The organism is Janthinobacterium sp. Bl 1, from assembly GCF_058215535.1.
The window spans coordinates 5,018,132-5,033,288 of the sequence record NZ_CM177086.1 but is presented as its reverse complement, the minus strand read 5'-3'; the positions used below and the strand labels follow the sequence as shown (position 1 = coordinate 5,033,288).

Here is a 15,157-nt window from a genome sequence, read left to right as displayed (position 1 = left end):
GCAAGCAATGAGCAAAAGCGCGCTGGCGCAGCGCATCGATGCGTGGTTTGACGCGCGCGACTGGGCGGTGTTCCCGTTCCAGCGCGCCGTCTGGCGTGCGGCTGCACAGGGCCAGTCCGGTCTGCTGCATGCGAGCACGGGCTCCGGCAAGACCTATGCCGTCTGGTTCGGCGCCTTGCTGCGCGCCGAGCGACTACAACGCAAGGGACGAAAGCAGGGCTTGCGCGTGCTGTGGATTACGCCCATGCGGGCGCTGGCGGCCGACACGGTGCGCGCGCTGCAAGCCTCGGGCGCGGAGCTTGCCCCCGGCTGGCGCATCGAGGCGCGTACGGGCGACACGAGCGCGGCGCAGCGGGCACGGCAGGCGAAAGCCTGGCCCGAGGTGCTCGTCACGACGCCGGAAAGCCTGTCATTGATGCTGAGCCAGGCGGATGCCCGCGAACGTTTCAGCTTGCTTGAAACCGTGATCGTTGACGAGTGGCATGAATTGATGGGCAGCAAGCGCGGCGTGCAGGTGCAGCTGGCGCTGGCCCGCTTGCGCCGCTGGAATGGCGCATTGATGACGTGGGGCTTGTCGGCCACCCTGGGCAATCTGCGGCAGGCGCGGGACGTCTTGCTGGGCGAGGAAAGCGCCGGCGTGCTGGTCGAAGGCAAAGTCAAGAAGCGCATCCTCGTCGACAGTCTGATTCCCGTCAACCCCACGCGCTTTCCCTGGGGCGGGCACCTGGGCATCCAGATGCTGCAACCGTTGATCGCCGAAATCGAGGGCAGCGCCACCACCCTGGTGTTTACGAATACGCGTTCGCAGGCCGAGCTGTGGTACCAGCACCTGCTCGATGCGCGGCCCGACTGGGCGGGACTGATCGCCCTGCACCACGGTTCGCTGGACCGCGAAGTGCGCGAGTGGGTCGAGCAGCACCTGAAAACGGGCGAACTGAAAGCCGTCGTGTGCACGTCCAGCCTGGACCTGGGCGTCGATTTCCTGCCCGTCGAGCGGGTGCTGCAGGTGGGCAGCGCGAAAGGCATCGCACGCCTGGTGCAGCGGGCCGGGCGCAGCGGTCACGCGCCGGGACGCATTTCGCGCGTCACCCTGGTGCCCACGAACAGCCTGGAATTGCTGGAAGCGGCCGCTGCCCGCACTGCCCTGGCGCAAGGCCACCTGGAAGCGCGGCCCGTGCCGGACAAGCCGCTCGACGTGTTGGTGCAGCACATGGTGACGATCGCGCTGGGCGGCGGTTTCCAGTCTGCCGAGCTGTACGCGGAAGTGCGCGCGGCCTGGTCGTATCGCCACCTGACCCTGGACGAGTGGCAATGGGCGCTCGATTTCGTCGCGCGGGGCGGGCAAAGCCTGACCGTATATCCGGAATACCGGCGCGTGTTGCCGGACGAGGAAGGCGTGTACCGCGTGCCGGACGTGGCGCTGGCGCGGCGCCACCGCATGAGCATCGGCACCATCGTGTCGGAGGCGGCGATCCAGGTCAAGTTCCTCGGTGGCGGGCGGATCGGCAGCATCGAGGAATCGTTCATCGCGCGCCTGAAGGCGGGCGACCATTTTCTGTTTGGCGGGCGCATCCTGGAATTCGTGCGCGTGCACGAGATGACGGCCTACGTGCGGCGCGCCACGGGCAGCCGCGGCGCCGTGCCGCGCTGGCAGGGCGGCAAGATGCCGCTGTCGTCGGAACTCGCGCATGCCGTGCTCGACCAGTTGCAACTGGCGCAGGAAGGGAAGGCCAGCGGGCCGGAAATGCGCGCGCTGGCGCCGCTGCTGGCCATCCAGCAGGCATGGTCGAGCCTGCCCACGCGCGCGACCTTGCTGCTGGAAACCTTGTCCAGCCGCGAAGGCCATCATTTGTTCGTGTATCCGTTTGCGGGACGCTCCGTGCACCTGGGCCTGGCATCCTTGCTGGCCTACCGCATCGCGCGCGTGCAGCCGGCGACCTTGTCGATCGCCGTCAACGATTACGGCTTTGAATTGCTGGGTGCGGACGACATCGATTTTGCGCCGCTGTTGTCGGGCGCCAGCGGCGCCGATCTTGCCCTGTTCAGCACCGACAACTTGCTCGAGGACGTGCTGGCCAGCCTGAATGCGACGGAATTGTCGCAGCGGCGCTTCCGCGAAATCGCCCGCATCGCCGGCCTCGTGTTCCAGGGCTATCCGGGCCAGCCGAAAAGCGCGCGCCAGTTGCAGGCCTCGTCCTCGCTGTTTTTTGAAGTGTTCCGCAAGCACGATGCGGCCAACTTGCTGCTCACGCAGGCGCAGCGCGAAGTGCTGGAACAGGAGCTGGAATTGACGCGCCTGCGCGCCACCTTGCGCGAGCTGCATGGACGGCGCATTTCCCTGCAAGCGCTGGAACGGGCATCGCCATTTGCCTTCGGCCTGATGGTCGAGCGCTTTCGCGAACAGCTGACGACGGAAAAGCTGTCGGACCGGGTGGCGCGCCTGGTCAGCGCGCTGGAAAAGGCGGCCGCATGAGCGGGCCGCAAGCACACTGCGTGGTGGAGCTGGCTGGCGAGATAGTCTGGCTGCTGGCGCACAAGGCCATCTATTGGCCGGCGCGCCGGATGCTGGTTATCGCCGACATCCATTTCGGCAAGGCGGCCGCGTTTCGCGCGCTGGGTGTGCCTGTGCCGCGCGGCACCACGACGCAAAACCTGCTGGCGCTCGACGTCTTGCTGGCCAGTTACGCTTGCGAGGAAATCGTCTTTCTTGGCGACTTCCTGCACGCGCGCGCCGCGCATGCGCCCGCCACCGTGGCAGCCATGCTGGCCTGGCGCGCGCGCCATCGGGACGTGCGCCTGACGGTGGTGCGCGGCAACCACGATGCGCATGCGGGCGACCCGGCCGCCACGCTGGCGATACGCATGGTCGATGAACCGCACCAGGTGGGCAAGCTGTCGTTCTGCCATCATCCGGATACCGTGGCGCCCGGCTATGTGCTGGCCGGCCACGTGCATCCCGTGTTCCACTTGCGCGCAGCAGGGACTGAACGACATAGGGGCGGCTTGCGCCTGCCGTGTTTCCTGCTGGGGCAGGAGCGCGCCATTTTGCCCTCGTTTGGTGCTTTCACGGGCGGCCATGCGGTGCGCCCGGGCGCTGGCGAGCGCGTCTACGTGACGGCCGACGCGGCGATTTTTCCGCTGCCCGCTAACTGCTGAGTGTTTGGTACTTTTGGTGGAAAACTGAAAGTAACTACGCTACCGTAGGCGGGACTCATCCTACATGCACTCTTGCCATCCTCCTATTTCTTGTACCCCATGTGCGCACTAAGATGACGGTTCCCTTGCCATGCGAGGGGGAAGAATTGCATGGTTTGCATTGTTTTTTGCATTGTTTTTGATTCCATCGATCAAGGAGATTATCATGGCCACATCGAGCGACAATAAACAGCAAGGTAGTAAAACCAGTAGCAGCAGTAGCAGCGGCGGCAACAAGCAAAGCGATACCAGCAAACGGGGTTTCGCTTCCATGGATCCCGCCCAGCAGCGTGAAATCGCCAGCGAAGGCGGACGTGCCGCGCATGAAAAGGGCACGGCGCATGAGTTCACGTCGGAAGAGGCACGCCGTGCAGGCAGCCAAAGCCACAAGAATGATGGCAATCGGCAAAGCGCCTCCAGCTCCAGCGGCTCGCGCGACAATGCCAGCATGAACCAGGATGGCGGCCGCGACAGTGGCAACAAGCAAAGCGGCGGTTCCGGTTCCAGCTCGGGGTCGCGCAACAAGTAGTGCCTGGCAAGCGGTAGCAAGTAGACAGTAACAATGGGCCCTGGCCAGCGGAAGACAGGCACGCCGCTGACCAGGGCCGCGCTTATTTGGCTACCGCTGGCTAGCGAAAATTCTGATGTATCGCAGCAGGCATGGACTATGATGAAATAGCTGCGCCGGCCACGGCCCACGCACAGTCAACCCAGCGAACACAGTCAATCTGCAATCACGGATTCACGATCAGGGAGAAGATGATGGGTAACTCCACTACGCCGCAGCCCGGCAATAAGCAGGGTGGCACGCCGGCCACGGCGGGCAGCAAGCAAAGCACGGCCGATTCGGGCGAAAACTTTGTGCTGGTCGATAGCGAGCAAGGCCTCGATATCGGCGACGATCTGTTTTCCATCGGCGAAGTGCGGCGCGCCGACCGCTTGCCCCATCACCAGGCCGGCTCCGCCGGGCAGAGCCGGCAGAGCGCCGACGATGCGCCCGATACCACGGGCAGCACGGGCGTCTGATCTTTCAACCTTCGCTTAACCTTCGGACCATCCCCGCTGTGCCAGCTGCAAGACGTGTTCGCGCACGTCGGCTGGCCAGTCCTGCACGCACGCGAGGAACGCCGGCTGCTTGCCGGCGAACAGGGCGCGGCTCGCTTCCTCGAAGCCGGGCGCGTCGCCGGCCAGCGCATTCATGACCTTATAGGCCGCTTCGCGCGCCTGGCGCTGTTCATCGTGCGCCTTGTTGCCGCGCTGTGCGTGTTCCACCAGTTTGCGCAAGGCCACGGAAGCGCCGCCCGGCTGCGTTGCCAGCCATTCCCAGTGACGGGGCAGCAAGGTGATTTCGCGCGCCACCACGCCCAGCTTCGGCCGGCCCGCCGTGCGCGCGGGAATGTCTTCCTGCGGCGCCGGCGTGGCTGCCCGTGGCAGGCGCTGCAGCACGTCGGCCAGGCTGCCATGCAGGTTCAGGTCGACCTGGCTGCCGCTGGCGTCGTCGAAAATCAGGATCTGCGCGTCGGGTTCGCGCGTCACCAGTTCTTTCAATGATTGCGCGACCGCGTGCAAGGGGCCGGCGGCCACTTTGCGTTTGCCGGCGAAGGCGGTGAGCTCGGGTATTGCGGGGGTATGCATGTTTGCCTCCATGGGGGAATGAGGCAATTTTACCCGGGTTAAATTGAAAGTCAATAACACCCGGGTAAAATAGGAAAAATCTGCTACAGATCGACCCGGCCGTGTTCGCCCATGTCTTTCGGCGGCTCGCCCGTGATGGCGGCCTTGGCCATTTCATAGAATTGCATCATCTTGCTGGCGCTGCTATCCCAATATTCGGCCGACTGTATCGTCACCTTGATCAGCGACAGTTTCGGATCGTCGAGTCCGCCCGGGAACCATGCTTTCACCAACGGGTTCCACAATTCCTCCGCCTTGGCGCGGTCTTTCAGCAGCTGCGCGTGGCCGCAGACGGACACATACAGGCTGTCGCCCGTGTCGACAAAGCTGACGTTGACTTGCGGATTGTTCAGCAAGTCGCGCGTGTAAGCGGCATCGTCCGAGACAAAAAACCAGATTTGCCCTTCGCTGTCGACCTGCTGTTGCGTCAGCGGCCGGCTGGTGAGCGTGCGCATGTCGTCGCTGGTGGTCAGCATGCCGAATTTGACATCCTTGATCTTGGCCGCGATGTTGGCCAGTTGTTCGCTGGAATACTGTTGCATGTGCTTGCTCCTGTTTGATTGTCCTGTACAACAGCATAGGCGGGTGCGGCAAGCGGCTCTGTACGGCAGCTTACGTAGCAGGCCAGCTTTGTTTCAAAGCTGTTACAAAACGCTGGCCCGGCGGGGCGCCCCACGTATTGACTTAATAAATGATAATCATTATCATTTGTTTGAAAATATAAGCATGCACTTTGATTGAAGGATGGGAATGAAGCACACTGACTTGTCGCGCCACCTGGCCCGCTCCTTGCCGGGAGCGCTCGATGGCTGATGCGGGCGCCGCAGACAAGGCCAAGAACAACGCCAGCCGCGCCGTCTGGCTGAAGAACTTGCATCAATGGCATTGGATCAGCTCGGCGCTTTGCTTGCTGGGCATGTTTTTGTTCGCCATTACCGGCATCACCTTGAACCACGCCGGCCAGATTGAAGCCAAGCCGGCGATCACACGCCAGAAGGCCGAGCTGCCGGCACCCCTCGTCACGGAACTGGCCGCGTATGCCGCCAAGCACGATGGCGCCAATGCACCAATGCCGGCCGCCGCCGAAGCCTGGCTCAAGCAGCAATGGTCGCTCAATGCGGGCGGGCGTCCCGCCGAATGGTCGGTCGACGAAGTGTATCTGCCGCTGCCCAAGGCGGGCGGCGACGCCTGGGTGCGCATCGGCCTCGAAGACGGGGCCGCCGAATATGAATTGACGGACCGGGGCTGGGTGTCCTGGCTCAATGATGTCCACAAGGGCCGCAACACGGGCGTGGCCTGGAGCTGGTTCATCGACATCTTTGCCGGCGCCTGCATCGTGTTTTGCCTGACGGGTTTGTTGATTTTGAAGTTCCACGCGGCCAACCGGCCATTTACCTGGCCGATGGTGGGCCTCGGTATCTTGATACCTTGCGCGATCGCCTTGCTGTTTATCCACTGATGTTTTTTCCTTTTTACAGGCACACCATGAAATTACGCTACTCCCTGGCGCTTGGCCTTCCCCTGATCGGTACGTCGGCGATGGCTGCCGACCTGTCCCTCAAGATTGAACTGCCGCAACTGAACGTGGCGGAATACCACCGTCCTTACGTGGCGGCTTGGCTGGAAACGGCGGATCAGAAGGTCGTTGGCAATCTGGCCGTGCTGTATGACGTGAAAAAGAAGGACAAGGCCGGTGAAAAATGGCTGAAGGACATGCGCCAATGGTGGCGCAAGAGCGGCCGCGACCTGGCCATGCCCGTTGACGGTGTCAGCGGCGCCACGCGCGCGCCCGGCGAACATACCCTGACGTTCCCCGGCGCCAAAGCCTTGCTCGACAAGCTGCCGGCCGGCGAATACCAGGTGGTCGTGGAAGCGGCGCGCGAAGCGGGCGGACGCGAACTGGTGCGCGTGCCGTTCCAGTGGCCGCTGAAATCGGCCCAGTCCGTGCCTGCCAAAGGCAAGGAAGAACTCGGCAATGTCGTCGTCCAACTCAAACCATAAGGCGCACATCATGTTCAAGCAATTCAACAAATCCCTGATCGCCGTGGCCCTGGCCGGCCTGGCCATGAACGCCCACGCGCACCGCGGCTGGATGGTGCCATCGAGCACGATGGTGGAAAGCAAGGATGCCTGGGTGACGGTGGACGCGGCCGTTTCCGACGGCCTGTTCGATATCGACCACCAGCCGCTGCGCCTGGACGCGCTGCAAGTGATCGGTCCGGATGGCGCGAAAGTCACGCCGGCGAACACGGTCACGGGCCGTTTGCGCAGCGTCTTCGACGTAAAAATGGAAAAGCCGGGCACGTACAAGGCGGCCATCGTGTCGCAAAACGTGATGGGCAGCTACAAGCTCAATGGCGAGCAGAAACGTTTCCGCGGCAATGAAGAGACGTTCAAGAAGGAAGTGCCGGCCGACGCGCAAGAGCTGAAAATCACGCGCACGGCAGCGCGCCTGGAAACTTTCTTCAGCAATGGCGAAACGAGCACGGAAGTGTTCAAGCCGACGGGCGTGGGCCTGGAATTCGTGCCGGTGACGCACCCGAACGACTTGCGCGCGGGCGAGAAAGCCACGTGGCGCTTCCTCGTCGATGGCAAGCCGGCGGCGAACCAGGCGTTCAGCCTCGTGCCGGGCGGCGTGCGCTACCGTGGCGTGCTCGGTGAAATCCGCCAGAGCACGGATGCCAAGGGCGAGATCACGTTTACGGTGCCGGCAGCCGGCATGTATTACCTGAGCAGCACCTGGCCAGCGGCCGCACCGGCCGTGGCCGGCCAGCCGCCGGTGATGCCCGAGCGCCGCATGACGTACGCGGCCACCGTGGAAGTGCTGCCGCAGTAAGCGGCGGCATCGTCACGAGAGCGCCGATGCGCCGGGTCCTGCTGCCGCAGCATATTTCCGATCAGGCCGCGCCGCCCGGCGCCGCGATCCGGGACTTGCGCGGCTTGTCCATGGGCACCAGCTGGTCGGTGCGCCTGCTCGAGTCCGCCATGCCGGGACGCGCGGGCAGCGCCGACCTGCAGCAGGGCTTGCAGCAGCAACTGGACCTGGTCGTGGCGCAAATGAGCCACTGGAGCGACGAGTCCGACCTGGGCCGCTTCAACCAGGCCGAGCCTGGTAGCTGGCACAGCCTGCCCGCCGCGTTTTGCGAGGTGCTGGGCTTTGCCATGCACGTGTCGCAAGCATCGGGCGGCGCCTACGACCCGTGCGCGGGCGCCCTCGTCAATCTGTGGGGCTTCGGTCCCCGCCATCGCTACGATGAACCGGGCTTTTTGCCGCCAAAAGACGATAGCGTGGCCCTGCTGCTGGCGCAAGGCCAGCGCCGCCGCCTGGAGCTGGACTTGCCGGCCCGCCGCGCGCGCCAGCCGGGCGGCTTGCAGCTCGATTTGTCCGCCATCGCCAAGGGCTATGGCGTGGACCGCCTGGCCCGCTACCTGGACAGCCAGGGCATCCACCATTACCTGGTCGAAGTGGGTGGCGAACTGCGCGGCGCCGGCAGCAAGCCCGACGGTCAGCCGTGGTGGGTCTTGCTGGAACAGGTCGATGGCGCCGCCGATAGTGCCGATCATGCGCAGCATCCGGCGGAAATGCTGCTGGCGCTGCACGGCTTGTCCGTGGCGACGTCGGGCGATTACCGGCGTTTCTTCGAGGACGGCACGGTGCGTTTCTCGCACACCATCGATCCGCGCAGCGGCATGCCGATCGCCAATCAACTCGCTTCCGTCACCGTCGTGCACGAGCAATGCATGGCGGCCGACGCCTGGTCGACGGCCCTGACCGTGCTGGGTGTCGAGGCCGGCATGGCGCTGGCCGAAGAGCAGGGCCTGGCCGCGCGCTTCCTGCAGCGCGACGGGCACGGCTACCACGAAACGCTGAGCAGCCACATGCTGGCCATGCTCGACGAATGAACGATTAATCCATGATTTTTACGCACGATACGACGCGGCTGGCCTTGCTGGCCGCCCTGTCCCTCAGTTATGCGGGCGTGTGCCTGGCGCCCTGGCTGCGCGCGCGCGCCAAACGCCGCGCGTCCGATGCCGCCAAGGCGGCGCTGGCCAACAGCCGGCCCTGGCTTGTAACGTATGCGAGCCAGACGGGCAATGCCGAGGAACTGGCCACGCAAACGGCGCAGAGCCTGCAGCTGGCCGGCATCCCCGTGCGCCTGTGTGCGCTGGCCGAAGTCACAGCCGCCGATCTGCAACAGGCGGAGCGGGCCTTGTTCCTGGTCAGCACGTATGGAGAAGGCGATGCGCCCGACAATGCGGCCGCCTTCATGGGCCGATTGATGACGGGCGAGATTGCGCTGCTGCAATTGCACTATGCCGTGCTGGCCCTGGGCGACCGCAGCTATGGCCAGTTCTGCGGCTTCGGCCGCGCGCTCGATGCCTGGCTGGCGGCGCAGGGCGCGTCGCGTCTGTTCGAACGCATCGAAGTCGACCGCAGCGCCAGCGCCGCCATCGAGCAATGGTTCCAGCACCTGAGCCACCTGGCCGGCACCAGCGACGCACCGGACTGGAGCGCGCCCGCGTTTGGCGACTGGCGGCTGACGCAGCGGCGCCACCTCAACCCTGGCAGCGCCGGCGGCGCCATTTATCACGTGGAACTGGCGCCTGTGGCGGGCGCCTTGCCGGAGTGGCAGTCGGGCGACCTGGTGCAGGTGACGGCGCCCGCCGATCCATCGCAGCCGCGCGAATATTCGATCGCCTCGATCCCGCGCGATGGCGGCGTGCACTTGCTGGTGCGCCAGCATGCGCATCCCGATGGCAGCCTGGGCCTGGCCTCGGGCTGGCTCACGGCGCAGGCCAAGGTCGGCGACGTGGTGCAGCTGCGTTTGCGCCAGCACCGGCGTTTCCGTCTGGAAGACAATGCCCAGCGGCCATTGATTTTGATCGGCAACGGCAGCGGCATCGCCGGCTTGCGCGGACATTTGAAAAGTCGCGTGCTGGCAGGGCAGCGGCGCAACTGGCTGATCTTTGGCGAACGCAATGTGGCCCACGATTTCCATTATCGCGAAGAGATTGAAGGCTGGCACGCCAGCGGCGACTTGCCGCGCCTGGACCTGGCGTTTTCGCGCGACCAGGCGGAGCGGACCTATGTGCAGGACCGCCTGCGCGGCAATGCCGATGAAGTCAAGCTGTGGCTGGAGCAGGGCGCAGCCATCTATATTTGCGGCAGCCTGGCCGGCATGGCGGGCGGCGTCGACCAGGCGCTGCAAGAGATCCTGGGCCGGCCCGCGCTCGACGCGCTGGCAGCCGAAGGGCGCTACCGGCGCGACGTGTATTAAGACAGAGGGGACTGCTTACGGCTGGATATCGGCCAGCGGCGCCGTGTCCATCTCGCCGCTCACTTCCTGCAAGCCGCGCGCCAGGCTGGAGATGCTGGGGTTGTCGATGAAGACGCAGCGCTTGCCCGTGCGCTTGCAATAATCCTTCACGCGCCAGTAGGCGCTGTGGCTGATGCAGCCCGTCTGGCAAATCACCAGGTCGGCCGCCGCCAGGCTCGAATCGAGCAGGTTGGCATTGTCTTCCAGGCCGCCGTCGTGGTGGGCGAACTGCGCGCCGACCCGCTCGATCAGGGCGCGGTAGGTGGCGACATTGCCGCTGCGTCCGCCCACGCACAAGACGCTTTGGTCGACGAGGCGGATCGGCATCTTCAGCTTGCCGCCGGTCGGCACTTCCAGCTTCGGCGCCGGTGGTGGCGCGACAGCGGCCGGGCGCGGCTGGGCCTGTTTCAATTCCGTGATTTGCTGGCGCAATTCCTTTTCGCGCTCATCCATTTGCGCCAGGCGCTCGACCAGGCGCGTGCGCGATTCCAGGGCGGGGATGGCGGCCTGCAACTGCGCCAGTTCCGCGCGCAAGCCGTCGATCACGCTGTCCTTGCCGATGGCCTCGGCACGCGTGCGCAGCAGCACGGCTTCCTGGCGTTCCAGCTCGCCCGTCTTTTCCATCAGCGCGGCCTGGCTGCGTTGTTGCAGCTTGGCCAGTTCGTGCGTCAGGCGCGCGTTTTCTTCCTGCAAGGCCGTAAATTTGCCCATGTCGGCGCGCACGCAGGCGCCGGCCTGGTGCTGGATCATGTGCAGGTCGCGGCACATCTGCTCTTCCAGCTCGGCATCGCAGCGCGGGTGTGTCAGGCCGGCCCAGAAAGCGCCCGACACGTCGCCGTTGGCGACGGCCGTGCGCCACAGTTGCGCTACCTGCTCCGTCGTCTTGGCGCCGCGAAAGCGCAGGATCACGGGAGCGTAGCGGCGTTCGAGTTCCTTTTGCAGCGCTTCGGACAGGCGGTTGCGCGCGCCGCATTCCGTCACGGCGCCCACGTGCACTTCGTAGTCGTCGGCCAGCACGCGTCCGCCCGTCATCTTGCCTACCAGCTTGCGCAGGTAGCCCAATGGCAAACCCACGCCGACCAGCGGACAATGGCAGGTGTGCGACAGTTCCCACAGCCGGCGGCGGCGCGAAGCGAGCGCGGCCGTTTCCGTGTCGGCGTGGGCGCAATTGCTGATGACGGGCAGGGACTGGTCTTTGTCACACATGGCGGTATCCTGTTGGGCGGTGGAGATGTTGAAGAGAACTATTGCGGCAGGGGCGAAGCGGGGCGCCTGGCGCTCAGCATGCGTGCCAGGCGATCCAGCAAGGTGGTCTTCGGCGGCGTGGGCTGGTGCAGCGCCACCAGGGCGGCCCATTGCTGCGACAGTTGCTGGCAAGTTGCTTGCAGCACGGGACTCAGGCCGGGCGAGCCGGCCAGCGCTTGCAGATGGCGTTCGATGACACCGGCCAGTTTCTCGCAGGGACTGCCCGCATGATAGTGCGACATCAGGTGCAGCACGGCCGAGAGCAGCAATTCAGGCTGTTGGCCTTGCGGGGAAGAAAACATCGGGGAAGGTCGGTCATGCGCCATCAAACACTCCTGTGCGGTGGTTTGGCTGGCTGCGCGCACGGGGCGCGACTGGCTGGCGAGTGTGGTGACTGGCTGCCGTGCTGCTTCAGGCAGTCAGGATCAGCTTGTTCAATTGGGTGACGCGCAGGCGATAGATCTTGCCGCTGTGTTCAATCTCCACTTCGCGGCCCTGCTGCAACAGGGCTTCGCTGGTGATGCGGCGCGCCGGCTGGGCCATGCTGACGGGAGGACGGACGTGGGCAGTAGCGGCATCCTGGATCAAGGCTGGTTTTGAGCTTTGCATGTTGGGCTTTCTTTATCTCAGTTGAGAATGATTCGTATTTGCATTATTGTTGAATGTGGCCCGAAAAGCAAGGCTTATTTGTGCGGAACCTGCGCTTTTTTATGGCAGCGCGACGCCTTGGCCGACGAGGTCGTTCAAAGGCGGCCGCTGGCGCGGCGTGGAGGGGCGGTGGCGGCAAAAAAGACCCGGCAAGGCGGTGCGCGCCTTGGCCGGGTCAAGCCTGTGCCAAGCTGGAAGAAAGCGGGATGGCGTTAAATCGTGGCCAGCAATTGGGCCGAGGCGGCCGCGGCGGCGGTGGTGTCGGCCTTGAGCTTGGCGGCGGCCAGCTGCTTGGCGCGCGAGCGCGAGGGCGGCAGGCGGCGCAGGGTTTTCAGGGCGTCCGGATCCTTGATGCCGATGGTGCGCTGGTCAACCGAGATCAGGCCGATTTCATTGAAGGCGGACAGGGTGCGGCTCACCGTTTCCAGGGTCAGGCCCAGGTAGCTGCCGATTTCATGGCGCGTCATGCGCAGGTTGAACAGCTTGCTCGAGTAACCCATCTGCGCGAAGCGGTCGGCCAGCGAGACGAGGAAGCGCGCCACGCGGGCTTCGGCACTCAAGGCGCCCAGCATGCCGATCATCGCCTGTTCGCGCACCAGTTCACGGCTCATCACGCCGTACATGACGTTTTCCAGTTCCAGGTGAACACGTCCCAGCGCCGTCAGCTTCTTGAACGGCAGCAGGATCAGGTCGCAGTCGGACAGCGCCACCGCTTCCGAGGAGTAATGGCGCGAGTGGATGCCGTCAACGCCCAGCATGTCGCCCTTCATGGGAAAGCTCAGTACCTGTTCATTGCCGAATTCATCGATGAGCACGGTTTTCAGGAAGCCCGAATTGACGATGTACAGGGTGTCGAACGGCTGGCCGATGGTGTGCACGCGCTGGCCCGTCTTGAATTGCACGTGCTGGAACAGCAGTTCGTCGGCGGCGATGGTGCAGGCGCTGGAGATATGCAGCAGGTCGCACACCTCCTTCAGGTTCGACCAGAGCCGCCCCTGGCGCTGGCGCCCTGCTTCCATCGGGGAGGAGGGGGCCAGCGATGGGGAGGCGGCGCGGGTTTCGGGCGTTTGCGTGGACAGCATGTTCATCTCCTGGTGACAGGTAGTTCAGAGTTGAATGACAGGGTGCGCAGGACGGCGGGCAGGGAAGGGGCGGCGCGCGTCCAGGCAGGTAGAGCTCAATTCGCTGACGACTTGCTGTGTGATGAAATAACTTCCCAGCAACTTGATTACTGGTTTCAGTATGCCAACAACCGTATCCAATTAATATCAGCAGTGGCTGAATATGGCAGTAGGAGCTGTGGTAGGTGAGGTAGGATTGTTCCTACGGTCGACGCGCGGGCGCGCGCCGCCGTGCTCAAGTCTTGAAGGGGGATAAGAGGCGGTGCGCCACGGCGTACTGGACCATTTCCGACAGCGAACTCATGCCCATCTTTTGCATGATGCGCGTCTTGTGCGTACTCACCGTCTTGACGCTCAGGTGCAGATTGTTGGCGATTTCCGTGATCGACTTGCCCGCCACCAGCAGGGAAAAGACTTCGAACTCGCGGTCCGACAACTGTTTGTGCAGCAAGCTTTCATTCGGCATCATGATGTTGAGCACGAGTTGCTCCGCCACCTCGGCGCTGATATACGGACGTCCCGACGCCACCTTGTGGATGGCGCCCACGAGCTGGGTGCCCGCGCTTTCCTTGGTCAGATAGCCTTGCGCGCCGGCGCGGATGGCGCGCACCGCATATTGTTCTTCCTCGTGCATGGTGAGGATCAGGATGGCCAGCTTCGGCGCCTCGCTGCGGATTTGCCGGATCAGGTCGACGCCGCTGCGGCCCGGCATCGACAGGTCGAGCAGCAGCAGGTCGAAACCGCCCTGGCGTACGTGGTTGAGTACTTCAAAGCCGTCGATGGCTTCACCCACGATATCGATGTCCGGCGCGCCGTCAAGGATGCGCTTCAATCCTTCTCGCATGATGGTGTGGTCGTCGGCAATCACAATACGTATCATAGGCGGGCAATCTGGATGCGTGAAATCTGCTCTGTCCGTCACCGGACAATCAAATGTTGAGAAACGAGAAACGTTGCCATTTTAACTGACGCGGCCGAAAATTTGCCTTTTTCTTAATGTGCCGGCAACGGCGGTCTGCGTGGCCATGTGACCCCTTATTCCGATGGTGGTTCCTTGATCAGCCTATGCACGAGTACCGGCAGTTTTGAGTGCGACAGCACCTTGTTGGTCACGCTGCCCAGCAGCAATTGTCCCCAGCCGCTGCGGCCATGCGAGCCCATGAAAATCAGGTCGCAATGCTGCAATTGCGCCACTTCCACGATTTTCAGGGCGGGGCTGTCGGAAAAGGCCGTCAAGCCCGTCGCTTCCAGACCCCGCTTGGCGGCCGCGTCGAGGATGGGCTGCCAGTGGTCGGCGCCCGCTTTGCGCATGGCGATGCGGTATTCCTCCTCGCTGGGGTAGCTTGGCGGAATGATCTCGATGTATACCGGATACTGGTATTCGGGCGCCACGTACACGGCAAGAATGTCGGCGTGCATCTGTTCGGCAAAGGCAACGCCGGCACAGGCCGTCAAGTTGGAGACGGTGGAGCCGTCCGTGGCGATCAGAATTTTCTTATACATGGCAGATCCTTTGACGGTGACTGAGCGCACGCAACGCCTCTTATTGTAGACGCGGCGGCAGCATTGTATTCATGTAAAGACTTGATAATTATCAACACAACTGCACCTTCAGTATAGACAACATTGGCAGAAAGATCGTGTTTTAGCTGCAACGATGTCCATACTGCGCTGTTGCGCGGGCGCCCGGAAGCAGGATTTCTTGTACTGCGCGTGGTCTTGCACGCACGCCAATGGTAGTATTTCAAAATACAACAGCAGGAACACTTATTTCCTGGTGGAAAAGCTCTTGTGGGCCAGCTTTGCACCAGGAAGCGCGTTTTGAGATTTACCAACAGGGCGGCGCCCTGCTACACTCGCACCATCGCAGCGGTATTGCCTCAAATCATCTTAATCGAGAAATTGTGGGTATCAGTCTGTAAAACGCACAGTTCAGGCGGAATTTTGACAAATTAT

The 15,157-nt window shown here is 63.6% G+C and carries 17 protein-coding genes; 9 read left to right on the top strand and 8 right to left on the bottom strand.

What is annotated here, in order from left to right; all coding sequences use genetic code 11:
- Positions 1-7: 7 nt before the first annotated feature.
- The 4 genes from AC4BCN_RS22700 (at position 8) to AC4BCN_RS22685 (ending at position 4,221) form a co-directional block, all read left to right on the top strand.
- The gene (locus AC4BCN_RS22700; protein WP_490491802.1) at positions 8-2,473 is read left to right on the top strand and encodes a ligase-associated DNA damage response DEXH box helicase; all 2,466 of its coding nucleotides are present in this window, start codon (positions 8-10) and stop codon (positions 2,471-2,473) included.
- Complete coding sequence (pdeM, locus tag AC4BCN_RS22695; RefSeq protein ID WP_490491801.1) at positions 2,470-3,156, top strand: ligase-associated DNA damage response endonuclease PdeM; 687 nt, start codon at positions 2,470-2,472, stop codon at positions 3,154-3,156. The genes AC4BCN_RS22700 and pdeM overlap by 4 nt, the downstream gene beginning before the upstream one ends.
- Positions 3,157-3,361: 205 nt before the next feature.
- On the top strand, positions 3,362-3,724 hold the full coding sequence (locus tag AC4BCN_RS22690; RefSeq protein WP_139091561.1) for a KGG domain-containing protein: 363 nt from the start codon (positions 3,362-3,364) through the stop codon (positions 3,722-3,724).
- A gap of 233 nt (positions 3,725-3,957) precedes the next feature.
- Positions 3,958-4,221, top strand: coding sequence for a hypothetical protein (locus AC4BCN_RS22685; protein ID WP_139091562.1), 264 nt, complete (start codon positions 3,958-3,960; stop codon positions 4,219-4,221).
- Positions 4,222-4,236: 15 nt separating this feature from the next.
- On the opposite strand, the gene AC4BCN_RS22680 is transcribed toward AC4BCN_RS22685, so the two are convergent.
- Complete coding sequence (locus tag AC4BCN_RS22680; protein ID WP_490491800.1) at positions 4,237-4,830, bottom strand: DUF2239 family protein; 594 nt, start codon at positions 4,828-4,830, stop codon at positions 4,237-4,239.
- Positions 4,831-4,913: 83 nt separating this feature from the next.
- Positions 4,914-5,411 (bottom strand): pyridoxamine 5'-phosphate oxidase family protein, encoded by a 498-nt coding sequence (locus tag AC4BCN_RS22675; protein ID WP_072452437.1) that lies wholly within the window; start codon positions 5,409-5,411, stop codon positions 4,914-4,916.
- A gap of 263 nt (positions 5,412-5,674) precedes the next feature.
- On the opposite strand from AC4BCN_RS22675, the gene AC4BCN_RS22670 reads away from it, so the two are divergent.
- The 5 genes from AC4BCN_RS22670 to AC4BCN_RS22650 are packed head-to-tail and all read left to right on the top strand — an operon-like array spanning position 5,675 to position 10,148.
- Positions 5,675-6,328: a PepSY-associated TM helix domain-containing protein gene (locus tag AC4BCN_RS22670; protein WP_139091564.1), complete on the top strand. Its 654-nt coding sequence runs from the start codon at positions 5,675-5,677 to the stop codon at positions 6,326-6,328.
- Between the two features lie 26 nt (positions 6,329-6,354).
- Positions 6,355-6,870, top strand: a complete 516-nt coding sequence (locus tag AC4BCN_RS22665) for a DUF2271 domain-containing protein (protein WP_070303571.1) — start codon at positions 6,355-6,357, stop codon at positions 6,868-6,870.
- Positions 6,871-6,880: 10 nt separating this feature from the next.
- Positions 6,881-7,705 carry a DUF4198 domain-containing protein gene (locus AC4BCN_RS22660; protein ID WP_139091565.1) on the top strand — a complete coding sequence of 275 codons (825 nt, stop codon included), beginning with the start codon at positions 6,881-6,883 and terminating at the stop codon, positions 7,703-7,705.
- Between the two features lie 26 nt (positions 7,706-7,731).
- The gene (locus AC4BCN_RS22655; RefSeq protein WP_490491799.1) at positions 7,732-8,772 is read left to right on the top strand and encodes an FAD:protein FMN transferase; all 1,041 of its coding nucleotides are present in this window, start codon (positions 7,732-7,734) and stop codon (positions 8,770-8,772) included.
- A gap of 11 nt (positions 8,773-8,783) precedes the next feature.
- Entirely contained in the window at positions 8,784-10,148 is a 1,365-nt protein-coding gene (locus AC4BCN_RS22650; protein ID WP_490491798.1) for a sulfite reductase subunit alpha, read from the top strand.
- Positions 10,149-10,163: 15 nt separating this feature from the next.
- On the opposite strand, the gene AC4BCN_RS22645 is transcribed toward AC4BCN_RS22650, so the two are convergent.
- From AC4BCN_RS22645 to AC4BCN_RS22620, 6 genes are all read right to left on the bottom strand, one after another.
- Positions 10,164-11,393: a DUF2325 domain-containing protein gene (locus AC4BCN_RS22645; protein ID WP_490491797.1), complete on the bottom strand. Its 1,230-nt coding sequence runs from the start codon at positions 11,391-11,393 to the stop codon at positions 10,164-10,166.
- A gap of 38 nt (positions 11,394-11,431) precedes the next feature.
- A complete protein-coding gene (locus AC4BCN_RS22640) occupies positions 11,432-11,758 on the bottom strand; it encodes a hypothetical protein (RefSeq protein ID WP_128142320.1) in 327 nt (108 codons plus the stop codon).
- A gap of 85 nt (positions 11,759-11,843) precedes the next feature.
- The gene (gene hemP, locus AC4BCN_RS22635) at positions 11,844-12,041 is read right to left on the bottom strand and encodes a hemin uptake protein HemP (RefSeq protein WP_034750559.1); all 198 of its coding nucleotides are present in this window, start codon (positions 12,039-12,041) and stop codon (positions 11,844-11,846) included.
- Positions 12,042-12,292: 251 nt separating this feature from the next.
- Complete coding sequence (locus AC4BCN_RS22630) at positions 12,293-13,099, bottom strand: Crp/Fnr family transcriptional regulator (RefSeq protein WP_070221155.1); 807 nt, start codon at positions 13,097-13,099, stop codon at positions 12,293-12,295.
- A 337-nt stretch (positions 13,100-13,436) separates the two neighbouring features.
- The gene (locus AC4BCN_RS22625) at positions 13,437-14,081 is read right to left on the bottom strand and encodes a response regulator (protein WP_034750556.1); all 645 of its coding nucleotides are present in this window, start codon (positions 14,079-14,081) and stop codon (positions 13,437-13,439) included.
- Between the two features lie 155 nt (positions 14,082-14,236).
- Positions 14,237-14,704: a universal stress protein gene (locus tag AC4BCN_RS22620; protein ID WP_034750554.1), complete on the bottom strand. Its 468-nt coding sequence runs from the start codon at positions 14,702-14,704 to the stop codon at positions 14,237-14,239.
- Positions 14,705-15,157 lie beyond the last annotated feature (453 nt).